Annotated in this window: 17 protein-coding genes; 4 read left to right on the top strand and 13 right to left on the bottom strand. The window is 41.3% G+C overall.

All coding sequences use genetic code 11. The annotated features are described in order from the left end of the window. The first annotated feature begins 44 nt into the window (after positions 1 to 44). The 4 genes from ABS917_RS01230 (at position 45) to ABS917_RS01215 (ending at position 2474) form a co-directional block, all read left to right on the top strand. Positions 45 to 416 (top strand): GntR family transcriptional regulator, encoded by a 372-nt coding sequence (locus ABS917_RS01230; protein ID WP_008403222.1) that lies wholly within the window; start codon positions 45 to 47, stop codon positions 414 to 416. Between the two features lie 2 nt (positions 417 to 418). Continuing rightward, on the top strand, positions 419 to 1264 hold the full coding sequence (locus ABS917_RS01225) for an ABC transporter ATP-binding protein (protein WP_350477299.1): 846 nt from the start codon (positions 419 to 421) through the stop codon (positions 1262 to 1264). Further along, complete coding sequence (locus tag ABS917_RS01220; protein ID WP_350477298.1) at positions 1261 to 1857, top strand: ATPase; 597 nt, start codon at positions 1261 to 1263, stop codon at positions 1855 to 1857. The genes ABS917_RS01225 and ABS917_RS01220 overlap by 4 nt, the downstream gene beginning before the upstream one ends. Before the next feature lie 185 nt (positions 1858 to 2042). Continuing rightward, positions 2043 to 2474 (top strand): hypothetical protein, encoded by a 432-nt coding sequence (locus ABS917_RS01215; RefSeq protein ID WP_350477297.1) that lies wholly within the window; start codon positions 2043 to 2045, stop codon positions 2472 to 2474. Positions 2475 to 2518: 44 nt separating this feature from the next. On the opposite strand, the gene ABS917_RS01210 is transcribed toward ABS917_RS01215, so the two are convergent. From ABS917_RS01210 to ABS917_RS01150, 13 genes are all read right to left on the bottom strand, one after another. Continuing rightward, entirely contained in the window at positions 2519 to 3745 is a 1227-nt protein-coding gene (locus tag ABS917_RS01210) for a M16 family metallopeptidase (RefSeq protein ID WP_350477296.1), read from the bottom strand. A gap of 330 nt (positions 3746 to 4075) precedes the next feature. Then, positions 4076 to 6190 (bottom strand): polyribonucleotide nucleotidyltransferase, encoded by a 2115-nt coding sequence (gene pnp / locus ABS917_RS01205; protein WP_350477295.1) that lies wholly within the window; start codon positions 6188 to 6190, stop codon positions 4076 to 4078. 282 nt (positions 6191 to 6472) lie between these two features. After that, entirely contained in the window at positions 6473 to 6742 is a 270-nt protein-coding gene (rpsO, locus tag ABS917_RS01200) for a 30S ribosomal protein S15 (RefSeq protein ID WP_008403229.1), read from the bottom strand. Positions 6743 to 6878: 136 nt separating this feature from the next. Next, the gene (gene ribF, locus ABS917_RS01195) at positions 6879 to 7829 is read right to left on the bottom strand and encodes a riboflavin biosynthesis protein RibF (protein ID WP_350477294.1); all 951 of its coding nucleotides are present in this window, start codon (positions 7827 to 7829) and stop codon (positions 6879 to 6881) included. Between the two features lie 10 nt (positions 7830 to 7839). Further along, entirely contained in the window at positions 7840 to 8751 is a 912-nt protein-coding gene (gene truB, locus ABS917_RS01190) for a tRNA pseudouridine(55) synthase TruB (RefSeq protein ID WP_350477293.1), read from the bottom strand. Positions 8752 to 9136: 385 nt separating this feature from the next. Beyond that, a complete protein-coding gene (gene rbfA, locus ABS917_RS01185; RefSeq protein WP_079525296.1) occupies positions 9137 to 9481 on the bottom strand; it encodes a 30S ribosome-binding factor RbfA in 345 nt (114 codons plus the stop codon). Between the two features lie 59 nt (positions 9482 to 9540). Beyond that, positions 9541 to 9819: a DUF503 domain-containing protein gene (locus ABS917_RS01180; RefSeq protein WP_008403234.1), complete on the bottom strand. Its 279-nt coding sequence runs from the start codon at positions 9817 to 9819 to the stop codon at positions 9541 to 9543. After that, entirely contained in the window at positions 9819 to 12188 is a 2370-nt protein-coding gene (gene infB, locus ABS917_RS01175) for a translation initiation factor IF-2 (RefSeq protein ID WP_350477292.1), read from the bottom strand. Before infB ends, ABS917_RS01180 begins: the two co-directional genes overlap by 1 nt. Positions 12189 to 12202: 14 nt before the next feature. Beyond that, the gene (locus ABS917_RS01170) at positions 12203 to 12511 is read right to left on the bottom strand and encodes a YlxQ family RNA-binding protein (protein WP_079525290.1); all 309 of its coding nucleotides are present in this window, start codon (positions 12509 to 12511) and stop codon (positions 12203 to 12205) included. After that, positions 12508 to 12786: an RNase P modulator RnpM gene (gene rnpM, locus ABS917_RS01165; RefSeq protein ID WP_008403237.1), complete on the bottom strand. Its 279-nt coding sequence runs from the start codon at positions 12784 to 12786 to the stop codon at positions 12508 to 12510. The genes ABS917_RS01170 and rnpM overlap by 4 nt, the downstream gene beginning before the upstream one ends. A 39-nt stretch (positions 12787 to 12825) precedes the next feature. Then, on the bottom strand, positions 12826 to 13953 hold the full coding sequence (nusA, locus tag ABS917_RS01160) for a transcription termination factor NusA (RefSeq protein WP_350477291.1): 1128 nt from the start codon (positions 13951 to 13953) through the stop codon (positions 12826 to 12828). 14 nt (positions 13954 to 13967) lie between these two features. Continuing rightward, on the bottom strand, positions 13968 to 14453 hold the full coding sequence (rimP, locus tag ABS917_RS01155; RefSeq protein ID WP_079525284.1) for a ribosome maturation factor RimP: 486 nt from the start codon (positions 14451 to 14453) through the stop codon (positions 13968 to 13970). Between the two features lie 466 nt (positions 14454 to 14919). Next, on the bottom strand, positions 14920 to 19245 hold the full coding sequence (locus ABS917_RS01150; RefSeq protein ID WP_350477290.1) for a PolC-type DNA polymerase III: 4326 nt from the start codon (positions 19243 to 19245) through the stop codon (positions 14920 to 14922). Positions 19246 to 19321: the final 76 nt, after the last annotated feature.

Genomic DNA, 19321 nt, shown 5'->3' with positions numbered 1-19321 from the left:
GTATATACTGTATATACACAGTTTGAACATGTGAGGTGAAACGATTGATTATCAAATTAAGCAATAACAGCGAAAAACCTATTTATGAGCAAATTACCGACCAGTTAAAACAGGCCATTTTGACAGGCACTCTTTTAACTGGTGATTCCCTACCTTCTATAAGGGCATTAGCGAAAGAACTGAAGATCAGTGTTATGACAACAAAGCGGGCGTATGCAGATTTGGAAAGGGATGGCTTTATCGTCACGATTGCCGGTAAAGGAAGCTATGTATCGGAACGTAATCAGGATTTCTTGAGAGAAGAGCTGATCCGCCAAATTGAAGTGCATTTCACGAAAGCGGTTTCCATCGCGAAAACTGCCAATGTGCCGAAAGAGGAACTGCATGACTTACTCGATTTACTATTGGAGGAATGATGATGAACGCAATTGAAGTGAAAAATGTTTCGAAGCAATTTAAAAAATTCCGTTTAAATAATATTTCGTTCACGGTTGAGAGCGGAACCATTGCAGGCTTTATCGGACAAAACGGGGCCGGGAAATCAACGACGATCAAACTGATTTTAAATTTGCTGAAAAAAATTGATGGAGAAATCCTTTTATTCGGAAAAGATCATATTGAACATGAAGTGGAGTCAAAGGCGCTGATCGGAGTTGTATTTGATGAACTGCATGTACCGGAAAGCTTTACACCAAAGGAGCTCGATGTCCTTTACGGAAATGTTTATCCTACTTGGGACCGTCCTTATTTTTATCAATTGCTGGAGGAGCTGGATGTGCCGAAATATGACAAAATCAAATCGATGTCTAAAGGAGCAAAAATGAAACTCGCTCTTTCACTTGCATTGGGTCACAGGCCAAAACTTTTGCTGCTTGATGAACCAACGAGCGGTCTTGATCCGATTGTGCGTGATGAAGTACTCGGCATGCTTCAAAACTTTATGGAGCAAGAAGATCATGCCATTCTATTTTCTTCGCATATTACAACGGATTTAGAGAAAATCGCAGATACGATAACATTTATTCATGATGGCGAAATTTTGTTCAGTAAAAATAAAGATGATCTGCTGTACGGTTACGGAATTTGGAAAGGAACGCATGAAGAAGCGAAAATTATACCGAGCCATTCGATTGTAGGCAAACGGGATTATGTATTTGGAATTGAGTACTTGGTTATGCGTGAATTCGTGAATCCTGTTATTGAACTGCAAAAACCGACGATTGATGATCTGATGCTGTTTTTCGTAAAGGGGCGGAAAAAATGAAACAGATGCTTTTTCGTTTTTACGGACAGCAATTGTCTGCATGGATTTTGTTTACACCACTTGTGGCATCAATTTTCGGTCTTCCTTTATTATTTGAAGGTGCCGAATTCGCGGCGTACTTTATACTGTCAATCAGTATTACAGCGCTATGTGCCATTTATTTGGATCAACGTGAGAGCCAGCTCGTCATGGCAAGTTTGTTTCCGATTTCCAGAAAGACTTTTTTCATAGTGGATCTCTCTTTTTTAGGACGTTACACACTGTACTATATCCTTTATACAATTGTAGCAACGACCGCTATTCAAACATTGCTGGAAAAGCAGCTTGTTTTGCCTTCCGTCAGACAGCTATTAGTAAGCTTTGGCATCAGCTTTTTTATTATCGCTTTTTTCCTGCTTTTTCGCCGAAGCCAGTTTGGGCGATTTACGAACTTCTTTATAATTCTTATTCCATTAGGGTTATCACAACTATTCGTATTTCTTGGAAGATTATCTACTTTTCAAAGTTTCATTTTATTTGTGAGTTTATTGATTCTGCTCATCATCGCAGCAAGCATCACTTACTTTCGTGAAAACAGGAGGGATGTCGTTTGATAGCACTACTTAAAATTCATTTTTATCTATCTAGAAAACTATTTATCACTGTTTTTTTATTTATTATAGGAATGATCGCAATTCAGTGGGTAATTAGCAAAGAAATTAATTTAGGTTTTCTGACTTTCTATTTATTTATGCTCTCACCCTCATTAGGTACGAGCTACTTACTCGAGAACCATTTTATGAAACGATTACGAGTAATGCCGATTGATCCAAAGGACTTAGTAAAAAGCTTATTTATCTTCAGTTTGCTGCTCTTGCTTATCATTGCAGTTCCTATCGGAATCTATCAAACTTATTTATATTTAAATAATCAAATCGGGGGCTTTGAATTTTCCTTTCTTTCAATTGCTTTTGCTGCCGGAATCGCTTCCATCGGATCAATGCTGAAAAACTATTTAAGCAATCCGACAAAAGGTACGAAAAGCATCTCAATTGGAACATTGCTAGGCTACTTTTTTCTCTTTACGTTTGTTCATTTAGTGATCGTGCTTATATTTAGTATTATGGATATTGTACTAATGGGTGCACCGATTGTTCCGATTATTGGTTTTATTATCTATTATCAATATTTCAAGTCGGCTTCAACGAAATTCCCAGCGGCCGAATTTTAAAAGGACAGCGTATGCTAACTGCTAGCACGCGCTGTCCTTTTTGTTTAATCGTTTTCCGGTCCGATAATCGCAATTGCCGGCTCGGATAATAAAATTTGTGTAATTAGCTCATCGATTGTTTCCATCGATATTGTATCGATTTTTGCTAGTACTTCATCGACTGAACGATGATTTTGATGGATCAGTTCATTGACCCCGTTACGGTTCATAAAGTCTTCCGTACCTTCAAGGCCTAAAACGAAGCCGCCTTTTAGCTGCTCCTTCGCATTTTCAAGCTCGGTTTCCGTTACCCCTCCTGCCACAAGGTCAAATAACGTCTGGTCGATCTGCTGCTTTAATGCATCCAAGTTTTGTTTCGATGCCGATGCATAAATCGTAAACGTCCCCACATCTTCATAGCTCGACTGATAGCTGAAAACAGAATACGCCAAGCCACGCTCTTCACGCACTTCCTGGAACAGACGTGAGCTCATATTGCCGCCGATAATATTATTCAACGCAATAAAACTATACATTTTCGAATCTTTTACTGCAATCGCCGGGAATGAAATTGCAATATGCGCCTGTTCGGTATCGCGCAGTTTTTCAACTTCCCCTGGTGTAAATGTCGGGTAAGACGGTTTGGAAACTATCGATTCTTCACTTGATTCATAGTTTCCAAATAATGCTTCCACTTTTTCCAGCAGACTATCTTCAATATTCCCAGCAATTGAAATGACAACATTTTGGGGGCCGTAATGTTTCGCCATATACGAGCGAATCATCTCTTCATCAAATGTCGATAACGTTTCCGGTGTTCCTAAAATCGGACGCCCTAGCGCATCATCCGGGAACATGACACCCCATAATTTTTCATGGACATCATCTGCCGGGTCGTCTTCGCTCATGTAGATTTCTTCCAGCACAACTTGGCGTTCGCGTTCGATATCTTCCTTTGAAAACAGTGAGTTAAAGAACATATCGGCCAGAATGTCGATTGCAAGCTCCCCATGATGGTCCAGCACTTTTGCGTAATAGCATGTATGTTCCTTCGATGTAAAAGCATTAATCTCTCCACCGATGCGGTCGAACTCTTCCGCAATTTGACGGGCTGTACGGTTTTTCGTTCCTTTGAAAAGCATATGTTCGATAAAATGAGTAATCCCATTTTCTTCTTTTGTTTCGTAGCGTGAGCCTGCATTGACCCAAATGCCGACCGATAATGACCGGACATGCGACATTTGTTCTGTGACAATGCGCACGCCATTTTTTGCTGTAATTACTTGTACCATAAATTTCTCCTTTATTTCGGCTAATAAACTATAAGTATGACTTAAAAATCCGTAGTATTCCAATTTGGGGCTTATTTATAAAGTATGGGATGCTCCATTCCGGAGGCCTACAGGATGTTGGTCACGAATACGTTGTCACACGATGTGACGCTCTTAGCATTCGTTCCATTACTTCCGGGGGCGTTGCTCCAAAGCTTTGAATAAAGCTTTGGAGCAACTGCAGGAGCAACCAGATTTTCCGCGGCTTAATCAACTTGACATTATTTAAAAAAGAGGCTGTACAATAGTGTACAACCTCCCTTTTTATCTTGTTTGAAACGCTTGTTTCAATTATTTCCCTTGTTCTGCGCGCTCTTTTTCTTCTTTGATAACTACTTTACGTGATAAGTTTACGCGACCTTGTTTATCGATCTCGATACATTTCACTAGTAATTCATCACCTAGTTTTAATACGTCTTCTACTTCTTTCGTACGTTCTTCCTGAATTTCAGAAATATGCAGTAATCCGTCTTTACCTGGGAATATTTCACAGAATGCACCGAATTTTTCAATGCGTTTTACTGTTGACAAGTAGTACTCGCCTACTTTAGCTTCGCGTACGATTGATTCGATCATTTCTTTAGCACGGTTAATCATTGCTTCATCAGCTGAAGCGATGTAAATTGTACCATCTTGTTCTGTATCAATTTTAACGCCTGTTTCATCAATAATTTTATTGATTACTTTACCACCCGGTCCGATTACATCGCGGATTTTGTCAGGATTAATTTTGATTGAAACAATTTTTGGTGCGTATTGTGATAATGAAGTGCGAGACTCTGAAATCGTTGACATCATATGCTCTAAAATGTGCATACGGCCGATTTTCGCCTGTGTTAATGCTTCTTCTAAAATATCACGAGACAGACCATCGATTTTAATGTCCATTTGAAGTGCTGTTACACCTTTAGCTGTACCTGCCACTTTAAAGTCCATGTCGCCAAGGTGGTCTTCCATACCTTGGATATCTGATAATACTGTATAGTGCTCGCCTTTTTTAACAAGACCCATTGCAATACCTGCAACTGGTGCTTTAATTGGCACACCTGCAGCCATAAGTGCCATTGTTGATGCGCAAATTGATGCTTGAGAAGTAGAACCGTTTGATTCCAACACTTCCGATACACAACGGATTGCATACGGGAATTCCTCTTCTGTTGGCATTACCGCTAAAATTGCACGCTCACCTAATGCACCGTGACCGATTTCACGACGGCCTGGGCTACCATAACGACCTGTTTCCCCAACTGAGAATTGCGGGAAGTTGTAGTGGTGCATCCAACGTTTTGACTCTTCGATACCTAAGCCGTCAATAATTTGAACGTCACCTAAAGCACCTAAAGTACAAATTGATAATGCTTGCGTTTGTCCACGTGTGAATAATGCTGAACCGTGTGCGCGTGGTAATAAATCTACTTCTGAAGAAAGTGCACGGATTTCATCTTGCTTACGACCATCCGGACGAACTTTATCTTCTGTAATTAGACGACGCACTTCGTCTTTTACCATTTTATCTAAAATAGCATTCACTTGTTTCATCGTATCTTCGTCAGCTTCCTGCGCTTCATAAGATTCAATAACACGTGTTTTTACTGCTGTAATATTTTCTTGGCGTAATTGCTTGTCCACTGTTTGGATCGCTGTATTCATATCAGCTTCACATTCAGCTTTGATCGCTGCTGTTAAGTCTGCATCTAATTCATATAATGTTACTTCTAGTTTTTCTTTACCAACTTCAGCAACAATTTGCTCTTGGAAAGCAATTAACTTTTTAATTTCTTCATGACCGAACATTATCGCTTCAAGCATGATTTCTTCAGTTACTTCTAAAGCACCTGCTTCTACCATGTTAATCGCGTCTTTGTTACCTGCTACTGTTAAGTGAACAGTCGATTTTGCAGATTGTTCTACAGTCGGATTCACAACAAATTCACCGTCGATATATCCTACATGTACACCTGCAATCGGTCCGTCGAATGGGATATCAGAAATTGCTAATGATAATGAAGAACCAAACATTGCTGCTACATCAGCAGGGCAGTCTGAATCATTTGACATAACCATTAAAATTGATTGTACTTCATTACGGAAACCATCCGGGAACATTGGACGGATCGGACGGTCGATTAAGCGGGAAGTTAATACAGCCGCTTCTGATGGACGTCCTTCACGTTTAATGAAACCACCTGGGATTTTACCTGCTGCATAAAGACGTTCTTCAAAGTTAACTGTTAACGGGAAGAAATCTAATGCTTTTGGCTGTTTTGACATTGTCGCCGTAGCTAAAACTGCTGTTTCGCCATAGCGGATCATTGCAGCACCATTTGCTTGTTTTGCTAGCTGTCCTACTTCTACTACAAGTGGACGGCCTGCCCATTCATACGAAAAGACCTTTTTTTCGTTCATTAAATGAACCCCTTTCTTATTGAAACACTCTACGTATCATATTATGTACCATAGTTAGTGTATCAAAAAAGCGTTTTCTATGCTAAATTTTTTGATTGAAAATATCGATAAATTTCGTAAAATATTTTTGGCTTTCCAGCAATGGTTTAACTTCTTTCAACAGGCGTATTGACACCTGCTCAAAGAAGTTAAACATCGCACCATTGATTCGGAAAGCAAAATCTTTTCAAACATAATAAAAAGCGGGAAAAATCCCGCTTTTATTATCGGATTATCGACGTATTAGCGACGTAATCCAAGTTTAGTAATTAATTCACGGTAACGAGCTACGTCGTTTTCACGTAAATATTTTAATAAATGACGACGTTTACCTACCATTTTAAGAAGACCACGTTGAGAGTGGAAATCTTTCTTGTGAGTAGCTAAGTGAGCGTTTAATGCGTTGATTTCTGCAGTTAATACAGCTACTTGTACTTCTGGAGAACCAGTGTCTGTTTCGTGTACGCGGTACTCAGCGATAATTTCGTTTTTACGTTCTTGTGTAATTGCCATTTTAAATGACCTCCTGATAAATAAGATATCCCCAATAGCACAGCAGTCGCTGGAGTTGCGAAAAGCCGAGCTAAGGTTCATACGAGAATTTCGTACTAGTGAATAGTACCATAATTGTTTATAGATGCGCAACTATTTAGCGTAGTTGTTCAAAATAGGTGATTGCCTGCTGCTTATCTAATTCGATTTGCTCAATTAACGCTTCGATGCCATTAAATTTCCGTTCGCTGCGAATGCGTTTATACCAGCCGACAACGACCTCTTCACCGTAAATGTTTTTATTGAAATTTAAAATATGCACTTCAATCGACAGCTGCTTTTCATCCGGGTTGTTGAATGTCGGTTTATAGCCTACATTACAAACCCCGTCATACCATTTATTTTGCACTAAAATTTTCACTGCATACACACCTGTTGCCGGTATATAGCAGCCTTCCATCGCCTGGACGTTTGCTGTCGGAAAGCCCATTGTCCGCCCGCGTTTATCTCCGTGCACGACGATTCCCGGCACTTCAAATGCGCGGCCTAATAGATTACGAGCCTGCTCCATTTCTCCGTCCTGCAATGCTTTGCGAATGCGTGTGGAACTGATTTTTTCAACTACATCCTGCTGCTTTTCGATTGCTGTTACACCATACTGGCCGTTAGACAGTTGCTCCATCAGCTCCATATTGCCTTTGCCGTATGAGCCAAATGAGAAATCAAAACCGGCAGTTACATGCCGAACATTTAAATCTACAATAAAATACTTAATGAATTCTTCAGGTGTAAGCTTTGCAAAATCAGATGTAAAGTTTACAACAAATACTGTATCGATATTTAATTTTTTTAAAGTATCTAATTTTTGCGATAGAGGAGTAATATAAAATACTTTTTCATTACGTCTACCTAATACAATCGATGGATGTGGATCAAAAGTCATCACGGCACTTTTAATATTAAGCTGCTCGGCTTTTTGCTTTGCCGCTTCAATGACCGCCTGATGTCCTTTATGTACCCCATCAAAAAATCCGATTGCTAATGAGTATGCCTCTTTTTCTATTTCCTGTGCTAATTGATGGGGGTATTTCAAATGAATAACGTTCATCTCGTGCCTCCTAATTAATTTCGGGAAACATCTTGTCCGGCTTCATTTGCCCGCTCTTTGTCGGATGGGCGATGTAAACCGCAAATGCTCGTCCCTCTACACCATATACAATTTTATCATGTTCCGTTAATAAAGTATGCATCGGGAGAACTTGCCCATTGAAAATTTGCTTTTCAATGTCTTCCGTAACTTCAATGTATGGATAGTCGGATAATGCATATTCAACCGGCAACAGAAACTTCTCCTGCTCCCCAGCTGCCATCATTTCCGCGATTTCGGCCAATGTTAAGCAATTATCTTTCGTGAATGTGCCCGATGCTGTTCTTACAAGTTCATGCATATGCGCCGGGTAGCCTAATGCTTCACCAATTTGTACGGCTAATGTACGAATATAGGTCCCTTTAGAACATTTGATGCGAATCGAGAATTTCACTTCTTCCCCTTCGAACGTTTGTGCATCATCCAATAATTCCAGCTCGTAAATCTTGATTTTACGTGTTGGGCGCTCAACTGTCTGACCAGCTCTTGCGTACTCGTAAAGCTTTTTCCCGTTCACTTTTACAGCGGAAAACATCGGAGGCGTTTGTTCGATTTCACCAGTCAGCGTTTGAAGTGCGTTTAAAATTTCTTCACGTGTAAATGATTTGAGATCTGTATTTTGTTCTACCGTTTCGCCTTCCGCATCTTCTGTTGTTGTCGTGCGTCCAATCGATACGACTGCTTCATACGTTTTGCCGGCATCTGTTAAATATTCGGCGATGCGTGTTGCCTGACCGATACAGATTGGCAGGACGCCTTCTACACCAGGATCAAGTGTCCCGGTATGTCCAACTTTTTTCGTCTTTAATATTTTTCGTAATTTAAACACACAGTCATGACTTGTCATGCCGCGCTCTTTCCATAATGGCAAAATACCGTTCATTGTTTTGCTCCTTTGTTTGAAATAGGGTTTCGATATTTAATAGATTCTTTGATATAAGCTTCAGCTATAGTTGGTACTTTTCATACGATCCGTTCTGCTTCGCTACGGGAGGCCAACAGGACGTTGGTCACGAATGCGTTGTTACACGACGTAACGGTTTTAGCATTCGTTCAAATATTCCTGGGGGCGTGGCTCCAACTAACTTTATCGCTACCTCTTACGGCGGCAGCGATAAAGTGGATTTTCCGCGCACGCTGATCCCCTAGGAGTCGCCCCCCTTCGCTTCGCGTCACTCTTACCTTAGCATTATTCAACAATTTAGTTAAAGAACCTTCAAATGCAAAAAAGCCTGCCCGCATAGTTATGCAGTGCAGACTTCTTGGTTTTATTTATCTTCGTGTAGGCCACGTAGTAATGCATCGATTTTGTTTCCGTATTCGATTGCTGTATCGAATTCGAATGCCAGTTCAGGCGTACGGCGTAAGCGGATACGTGAACCGACTTCCGAACGGATGAAACCGGATGCTTTTTCCAGCGCTTGCAATGTTTCCGCACGTTCGCGGTCATTGCCTAACGATGTAATATAAACAGTTGCTTGCTGTAAATCTCCTGTTACTGCTACATCTGTAACCGTAACGAAACCTACACGCGGATCTTTGATTTTGCGCGCAATGATTTCAGTAATTTCTTTTTTCATTTGCTCAGCAACTCGATTAGAACGTAGAGACATAAATGTCACCTCATTTAAATTGCGTAATTAATAGTACAGTTTGCCACGAAAAGTGGACTTTATAAATATTCACGATAGAAATCCAGCTGTTCCCATTGCGGATTTGACTGCAGATAATGGATAGCCCGCATTAGCTCGCGTTCAGCCGCTTCTTTGGAAGAAGCAACTGCGACAAGCGCAAGCTTTGTACGCTGCCATACATCCTGATGATCGATTTCTGCAACGGAAACGTTGAATTTTTGTTTCGTGCGCGTCACCATCCGCTGAAGGACGGCGCGCTTTTCTTTTAATGAGTGGGCAGTCTGAATCATGAATTCAACTTCTGCGTATACAATCATTATTTACGAACGATTTCTTCCATTACGAAGGCTTCGATAATGTCGCCTTCTTTAATGTCGTTGTAGTTTTTAATCGTAATACCACACTCATATCCTTTGGCAACTTCTTTTGCATCATCTTTGAAGCGTTTTAGTGAATCAAGTTCACCTTCGAACACAACAACGTTTTCGCGGATAACACGTACACCGGCATCGCGAACGATTTTACCTTCGATAACGTATGAACCTGCGATTGTACCCACTTTAGATACTTTAATTGTTTGACGAACTTCCGCTTGACCAACGATTTTCTCTTCGAACTCTGGATCAAGCATCCCTTTCATCGCGTGTTCGATTTCTTCGATTACTTTATAGATGATACGGTGTAGACGAATATCTACGCCTTCTTCATCAGCAGCACGTTTTGCATTTGTATCAGGACGAACATTGAATCCGATAACGATTGCATTTGATGCAGCAGCAAGTGAGATATCCGATTCTGTAATCGCACCCGCACCAGTGTGGATGATTTTAACGTTAACGCCTTCAACATCAATTTTCATTAATGAAGAAGCCATTGCTTCCACTGTACCTTGTACGTCTGCTTTTACGATTAAGTTTAGCTCTTTCATTTCGCCTTGGCTCATTTGTTCGAATAAGTTATCAAGTGTAACACGTTGTTTTTCTGAACGTGACGCTTGGATAGCTGTCATTGAACGAGACTCACCAACTTGACGAGCTGTTTTTTCGTCTGCGAATACTACGAAACGGTCGCCCGCTTGTGGTACTTCGTTTAAGCCTGTAATTTCAATCGGCATAGAAGGGCCAGCTGTTTTAATACGACGGCCAAGATCGTTTACCATTGCACGTACACGACCATATGCATGACCGACTACGATTGGATCACCAACGCGTAATGTACCATCTTGAACTAAAAGTGTTGCAACTGCACCACGGCCTTTATCAAGCTGTGCTTCAATTACTGTACCGATTGCTGAACGAGTCGGATTCGCTTTTAATTCTCCTACTTCAGAAACTAATAAAATCATTTCCAGTAGCTGGTCAATACCTTCACCTTTTAGTGCTGAAATTGGTACGAAGATTGTATCTCCACCCCATGCTTCAGGAACTAATCCGTGTTCAGTTAATTCTTGTTGTACACGGTCAGGATTGGCAGATGGTTTATCCATTTTGTTGATTGCTACGATAATTGGTACTTCTGCAGCTTTTGCGTGGTTGATTGCTTCAACTGTTTGAGGCATTACACCGTCATCTGCTGCTACTACGATAATTGCGATATCTGTAATTGATGCACCGCGCGCACGCATTGTTGTGAATGCCGCGTGTCCAGGAGTATCAAGGAATGAAATTTTCTTCCCGTTAACTTCTACTTGGTATGCACCGATATGCTGAGTAATACCGCCTGCTTCACCCGCTGTAACTTTCGTTTTACGGATTGAGTCAAGCAATGATGTTTTACCGTGGTCAACGTGTCCCATAATTGTTACAACTGGTGGGCGCTCTTCTAATGCATTCTCGTCAACTTCCACGATTGAATCATCGAAGTACGTATCTAAATCTGTTTTGTCGATACGGATTTCTTCTTCTACTTCTACCCCGTAGTCTGCACAGATTAGCTCAATTGCATCCTTATCAAGCTCTTGGTTAATTGTTGCCATTACGCCAAGCATGAATAATTTTTTAATAATTTCCGATGGCTCACGGTGTAATTTTTTTGCAAGTTCTGCAACTGATAAACTTTCATAGAAAGTAATTTTTTCCGGTAATTCCTTTTGCACCATTGGTTGTGGTGCAGGGCGATGCGTACGACGTTTACCACCATTGATACCTGGTTTTCTACGTTGTTGATAGCCGCCTTTGTTTTGAGTGTTGCCACCCTTGTTTGGCGTATTTCCGCCTCTGTTTGGCGTGTTACCGCCTTTATTATTACTAGTGTTTTGTGTTGTGCCGCTTTTGCGGTTATTATTGTTATTTTGTGTCATATTTCGATTTTGGTTACCTTTTTCATTTCTTATATTTTCGCCTTGTTGCGATTTTGGTTGCCCTTGGGCGTTTGAAGCTTTGTTCGGTTGCTGGTTATTTGAAGCAGATTGTGGACGATCCTGCTTTTGACCTTGCTGCACTTTGTTCTGCCCTTGTTCACCGCGTTTTGGTGTTACATTTACAGCTTTGGCAGGTGTCTTTGCAGGAGAATCTTTCGTTGGTTCCACTGCTTGCTTAAAGACAGAATTTAGTTTTGAGACCGCCTGCTCATCGATAACCGCCATATGATTTTTCACCGGCAGATTATGTTTTGCAAGCACCTCAATAACTTCCTTACTTGTTTTATTTACCTTTTTCGCATATTCATGAACTCTTACTTTGCTCATCTGCTCACCCCCGATTAATTTTCGTTGAGTAGACTAGACATTTTTTTAGCAAATCCGCTATCTGTAATAGCAATCGCTACACGGGCTTCCTTCCCGGTAGCATGTCCAAGATCATATCGATCTCCGAAAACATAATACTCAACATTATAAAACGTACATTTATCCTGAATCTTTTTGCTCGTATTTGCCGAAGCATCCGAAGCTAAAAAGACAAGTTTTGCATTGCCGTTGCGAATTTCTTTTACGACAAGCTCTTCCCCGGATATTGTTTTTCGTGCACGTGCTGCTAAACCTAATAACTGTAGCAATGCAGGGTTTGTCATAAAATCGACTCCCGGCGTATTAGCGTTAGCAACTCCTCATACACCTCATCCGGCACTTTTGCATCAAGCTGGCGATCTAAAATATTCTTTTTACGCGCCATTTCAACAGCATCTTCCGTTTTAGAAACATATGCTCCACGACCGGATTTTTTTCCTGTAATATCAACAGTCACTTCGCCCTCTTTTGAACGAACGACGCGAATCATTGATTTTTTCGGAAGCATCTCGCCTGTTGCAACACATTTGCGTAAAGGAATTTTTTTATTAACGACCATATTGCTTACCCTCCTTGCAAAATCATTCCAAATGATGGCTTATTCTTCGTCATCACCATATAGATCAAATTGTACTTCTTCTGCATCTTCACGTGGAACGAATGTGCTCGTTTCAGAAGGATAAATTCCCAATTCGCGTGCATCTGTCTCACTCTTGATGTCGATTTTCCAGCCCGTTAATTTTGCTGCTAAACGAGCATTTTGTCCGCGCTTACCAATCGCTAGTGATAATTGGTAGTCCGGTACGACAACTGTTGTTGATTTTTCTTCTTCATTCACTTGAACGTCCAGAACTTTTGAAGGGCTTAGTGCATTTGCAACGAATACAACCGGATCTTCTGACCATTCTACGATATCGATTTTCTCACCGTTTAATTCGTTTACAATTGTCTGCACACGTGCACCTTTAGCTCCAACACATGAACCTACAGGATCTACTTCTTCATTATGTGCATATACAGAGATTTTTGAACGGTCTCCCGCTTCACGCGCGATTGATTTGATTTCAACAGTACCATCATAAATTTCAGGAACTTCCATTTCAAACAGACGGCGCAATAATCCAGGATGTGTACGAGATACGATTACTTGTGGACCACGTGTTGTACGCTCAACTTTTGTAATGTAAACACGGATGCGTGATGTTGGCTTATAAACTTCACCTTGAATTTGTTCATTAACAGGTAATGCCGCTTCCACTTTACCGATTGACACATAAATATTACGTGCATCTTGACGCTCGATTACACCCGTTACGATGTCATCTTCACGGTCTACATACTCTTCATAAATTAAGCCGCGCTCTGCCTCGCGAACACGTTGAGTCACAACTTGCTTAGCCGTCTGTGCCGCGATACGTCCGAAGTTACGTGGTGTTACTTCTTCTTCAACGACGTCACCAATTTCATAAGCTGCATTAATGAACTTCGCGTCTTCCAACGCGATTTCCAGACGATCGTCTTCTACTTCTTCTACTACGTCTTTACGAGAATAAACAACCATTGAACCCGTTTGCAGGTTAAGATCCACACGAACGTTCTGCGCTTGGTTGAAGTTACGTTTGTACGCCGTTACTAAAGCCGCCTCGATCGCCTCAATTAATACATCTCTTGAAATACCTTTCTGCTCTTCAAGGGCAGTTAGGGCATCTAGTAATTCACTACTCATTTTTGTTTTCACTCCTAAATTTGCTTATCTGAAAAATCGATAGCAAGACGCGCTTGCGCAATTTTTTCTTTTTCAATTTGTACTGTAACTTTACGTGTTTTAATACGGAATTCGATTTCTAGAAATTCATCTGTATATGCGCGTAAATAACCATAGAATTCTTTTAAATCCTTAACTGGTTCATAAGTTTTCACATAAATATATTTGCCGATTGCTTTTTCAAAGTCCTGTTGTTTCTTTAACGGACGTTCCGCTCCTGGTGAAGAAACCTCTAAGTAATAGTTTTGCTCGATTGGATCATTTTCATCCAACTTCTCGCTTAAACGTTCACTCACTTGTGCACATTGTAAAATATCAATGCCGCCTTCTGGTGTGTCAACATAAATACGAAGGAACCAGTCGCGTCCTTCTTTCACGAACTCGATATCAACTAATTCCAAATCAAGCTCTTCCACGATCGGTGTCACTAGCTCTTCAATGATCGACGTAACTTTGCTCATCGTATCCTCCCTAACGTCTTTGTTTGTTTTAAATCTTCATAGTATTGGTTAAACAAAAGACGAGTTTTCATTGAAAAAAATGGAGACATTTACATCTGCATGCAATTGCGTCCAAATTTCTTTTGAGGCCCACAGGACGTGGGTCAGCCAGTCAATTGCCGTTAGAAACGACGTTTTAGACGGACTTCATTTTTTTCATTTTAAAATTTGCGATATTCGCCACAGTTCAATACCATTGAACAAATGATCAGAACACTTGCTCATCGGAATTAAATAGTTGTGTAAACAACAGAAAAGAGCGGGAAACCCCACTCTTTTGCTGGTGAACTATCAACAAATTATTACATTTAGCATAGCACAAAGGCTATCCTAATGCAAATTTTGCCTATTAACAGATAGAATTAACAACAATTAAGAGAATATGCATCCATAAACACATAATCCTCTCTCTTAGCCAATCTGAATTTTAGAATAATGACAGCTGGTTGGCATCCGGCATTCCTTCCAGACATCCAAGCTCGTCCATATACTCGATTAATGTCTTCGATACACGGCCGCGCTGCTGCAAATCTTCCTTCGATAAGAACTCACCGTTTTTACGTGCTTCAACAATTTGTTTCGCTACGTTTGTACCTAGACCTGGAATGGCATCAAATGGCGGAATCAATGAGTTTCCTTCGATGATGAACTCACTCGCCTGTGAACGGTATAAATCAACCTTTTTGAAGCTCATCCCGCGTTCACACATTTCAAGTGCCAGTTCCATAACTGTCAGTAAACTTTTCTCTTTTGGCGCTGCATCGAGCCCCTTCATGTTAATCTCATCGATTTTTTTACGGATCATGACAGAACCTTGTGTCATCGCAATTAAATCAAAGTCCGACGCACGTACAGTGAAGTACGCTGCATAGTAAAGAATCGGATGATGGACCTTGAACCATGCGATACGTACAGCCATTAATACATAGGCTGCGGCGTGGGCTTTCGGGAACATGTACTTAATCTTTTTACAAGAATCGATATACCATTCCGGCACTTTCTTCGCACGCATTTCCGCTTCCATATCATCTGTTAAGCCTTTACCTTTACGAACGGATTCCATAATTTTAAAGGCAAACGACGGTTCCAAATCCTGATAAATTAAATAAACCATAATATCGTCACGACAGCCGATTACTTCTTTTAATACACAAGTGCCGTCTTTAATCAGTTCCTGAGCATTTCCAAGCCATACGTCTGTACCATGTGATAGTCCTGAAATCTGAACAAGTTCACTGAATGTCGACGGTTTTGTTTCTTCAAGCATTTGGCGTACGAATTTTGTCCCGAACTCCGGTATACCGAGCGTACCTGTTTTCGTGCCAATTTGCTTTTCCGTTACACCGAGCGATTCCGTCGAACTGAAAATCTTCATAACAATCGGATCGTCTGTCGGGATTGTTTTCGGATCGATTCCCGATAAATCCTGAAGCATACGGATTACAGTCGGATCATCGTGCCCAAGTATATCGAGCTTTAAAATATTATCGTGAATCGAGTGGAAGTCAAAATGGGTTGTTTTCCATTCCGAATCCTGGGCATCCGCCGGGAACTGTACTGGCGAGAAGTCGTAAATATCCATATAATCCGGTACTACGATAATTCCCCCCGGGTGTTGTCCGGTTGTACGTTTTACTCCTGTACATCCTTGCACAAGACGGTCAACTTCCGCATTTCGGTAATTGATGCCATTGTCGCTTCCGTACCCTTTCACATAACCATATGCCGTCTTTTCAGCAACCGTACCAATTGTTCCGGCGCGGAATACATAATCCTCACCGAACAGCACTTTCGTGTAGTTATGTGCCTGTGGCTGATATTCACCGGAGAAGTTCAAGTCAATATCAGGTACCTTGTCACCTTTGAATCCCAGGAATGTTTCGAACGGAATATCCTGGCCGTCTTTTTTGAACGGGGCACCACATTCCGGACATTGTTTGTTCGGCAAGTCATAGCCAGATGCAACCGAACCATCCGCGATAAACTCAGAATGCTTGCACTTCGGACAAACATAATGCGGCGGCAGCGGGTTTACTTCTGTAATTTCCATAAATGTCGCGACGAGGGATGATCCTACAGAACCACGCGAACCTACTAAGTAACCGTCAGCGAGCGATTTTTTAACGAGCTTTGCGGAAATCAGGTAAATTACTCCGAACCCGTGCCCTAAAATGGACTTTAGTTCCTTATCAATACGCGCCTGAACAATTTCCGGCAAATTTTCGCCGTAAATGCTATGTGCCATTTCATATGTCAGATTCGTTACCTCATCATCCGAGCCTTCAATCTTCGGCGTATATAAATCGTCCTTGATCGGTTTTACATCGCCGATCATATCGGCGACAAGCTGCGTATTTGTCACAACGATTTCCTTTGCCAAATCCGGTCCTAAAAAATCGAATTCCTTCAGCATTTCATCCGTTGTACGGAAATGGACTTTCGGTAAAGGATTCCGGTTTAACGGGTTTGCCCCACCCATTGATCCAACGAGGATTTGACGGAACTTCGCATCGGTTTCATGCAGATAATGAACATTTCCCGTTGCTACAACCGGTAAGTTCAGCTTTTTGCCAAGCTTGACGATACGGCGGATAATGTCTTCCAATGCCCATTCATCATGGACTGTACCGCCATCCACTAATGGAGAATAGACGGGTTTCGGCATTACTTCCAAATAATCATAGAATTTTGCGATACGCTCGGCTTCTTCCTGCGTTTTATTCATCATTGTTTCAAATAGCTCACCATTCGAGCAGCCTGAGCCAACGATTAAACCTTGTCGCAGTTTTTGCAAATCAGATCGACGAATACGTGGTACACGGTAAAATGTTTCCGTATGCGAAATTGAAATTAACTTAAACAGATTTTTCAGTCCGGCATCATCTACCGCCAAAATTGTACAGTGACTTGGTCGTGACTGTTTATATCCTTCTGCACCGCCGACATGGTCATTCATTTCAATCAGGTTTTTAATGCCTAAATCGGCAGCCTGTTTCAATAAATGCAGGAATAGCTCGCCTGTTGCCTCGGTATCATAAATTGCCCGGTGATGCTGGGTTAGTTCGATATTGTATTTTTTCGTTAATGTTTTTAAGTTATGCGATTTTTGCCCTGGATTTACAAGACGGGAAAGCTCGACCGTATCGATTCCCGGGTGGCGAACTTCTATGCCTGCATTTTTGTATGCAACATATAAGAAACCTAAGTCGAACGCTGCATTATGCGCGACAACAACCCCATCGCCGATAAAGTCATGGAATTCACGAATGACATCACTCAGCTCTGGTGCATTGACGAGCATATCATCGGTAATATGTGTCAGCTCGATAATTTTTGCCGTCAGTTTACGGTGCGGGTTTGAGAATCGTTCAAATGTATCAATAACCTGACCATTCTTTATTTTGACGGCCGCCAGCTCGATAATCGTGTCATACACGTTCGAAAAGCCGGTCGTCTCTACGTCAAATACGACGTAAGTAGCATCTTCAAGATCGACATCTATCGGATCGTAAACAATTGGTTTTCCATCATCAACTAAGTTTGCTTCTACGCCGTAAATGACTTTAATGCCGTTTTTCTTACCGGCAGCATAAGCCTCTGGGAATGCCTGAACAACAGCATGGTCGGTTACCGCAATAGCAGGATGTCCCCATTTGGCTGCTTGTGCGACTAGTTTATCGACAGATGTCATCGCATCCATTTGACTCATCGGTGTATGCAGGTGAAGCTCAACACGCTTTTCGCCTTCCGGAGCATGGTCTTTTTTAGGTTCACGCTTGATTTCATTGATGTCTTTTACCATCATGACTAAATCGCGGGCAAATGTATCAAGCTGAATAGATCCGCGTACACGCACCCACATCCCTTTGCTCATCTGCTTCATCTTTACGACATCCTCTTCACCGTTTGAGAACATTTTGACCATTAGTGAGTCGGTGTAGTCGGAAATTTTAAATTCAAGCAAAGAACGACCGCTTCGAAGTTCTTTAATATCACATGCAAAAATAAACCCTTCCAGTACAATCGAGCGTTCCTCTTCCAGTACTGTACGAATTTCGACCGGATCCGGATTTTTAATGAGTGCACCAATCTGGAACGGTGTATCTCCATTGGAAACAGCACCAGGATTGGCTGCCTTCTCTTTTTCACGCGTTGCAAAATCGGTCATCGCCTGTTTGGACAGACGCTCCTCCTCTTCCCTGCGCTGTTCGTAAAACGCTTCTTGCTGTGCGATAAATTCATCATTTTCCTCTACAAGCTGAAACTCAAGCGGGATATGAGGGAATCCGAATGTTTTATAAGACTCGGCAATTTTATCCGTATACTTCGCTTTTAATGATAAGTACTCTACTTCGAGCATCGATGTCACGACAAGTTTATGACCTGTCCATTTTGGTGTTTGCTTCGATAAATTGGCGCGCAATAGTGGCGACATCTCATCTAATTGTTCAATTACTACTTGCCAATAATCCAAAATATGCTGTTCATTAACTACCGGATTATGGGATTCGATTGTCAATAACACGTTGGCTATGGGAGCAAACTTCTCGACCATCCGCATTCTCAGTAATTGATACACTTGGTAAGGCAATATATTTTCAATTTTTATTTTAAAGTCCCAAATACGTTTCTTTTTATGAACCGTTACACGTTCGAGTGTTCCATTTTCAAAAAAGGACATATAGACATCATCAGTCAATTCAAGCTGCTGTAACAATAGTAGGAATTTTTGTCTTCCTTCCTGTTTTGACAATTGTTTCACCCTTTCATCATTCTGTTTTCATTGTGAGACGAAGGAGTTCGTCGGGCACGGAAAAATGCTCCACTTT

The sequence above is a fragment of the Solibacillus sp. genome (assembly GCF_040273735.1).
In the GTDB taxonomy this organism is placed as follows: Bacteria; Bacillota; Bacilli; order Bacillales_A; family Planococcaceae; genus Solibacillus.
This window is presented reverse-complemented; position numbering and strand designations above follow the sequence as displayed.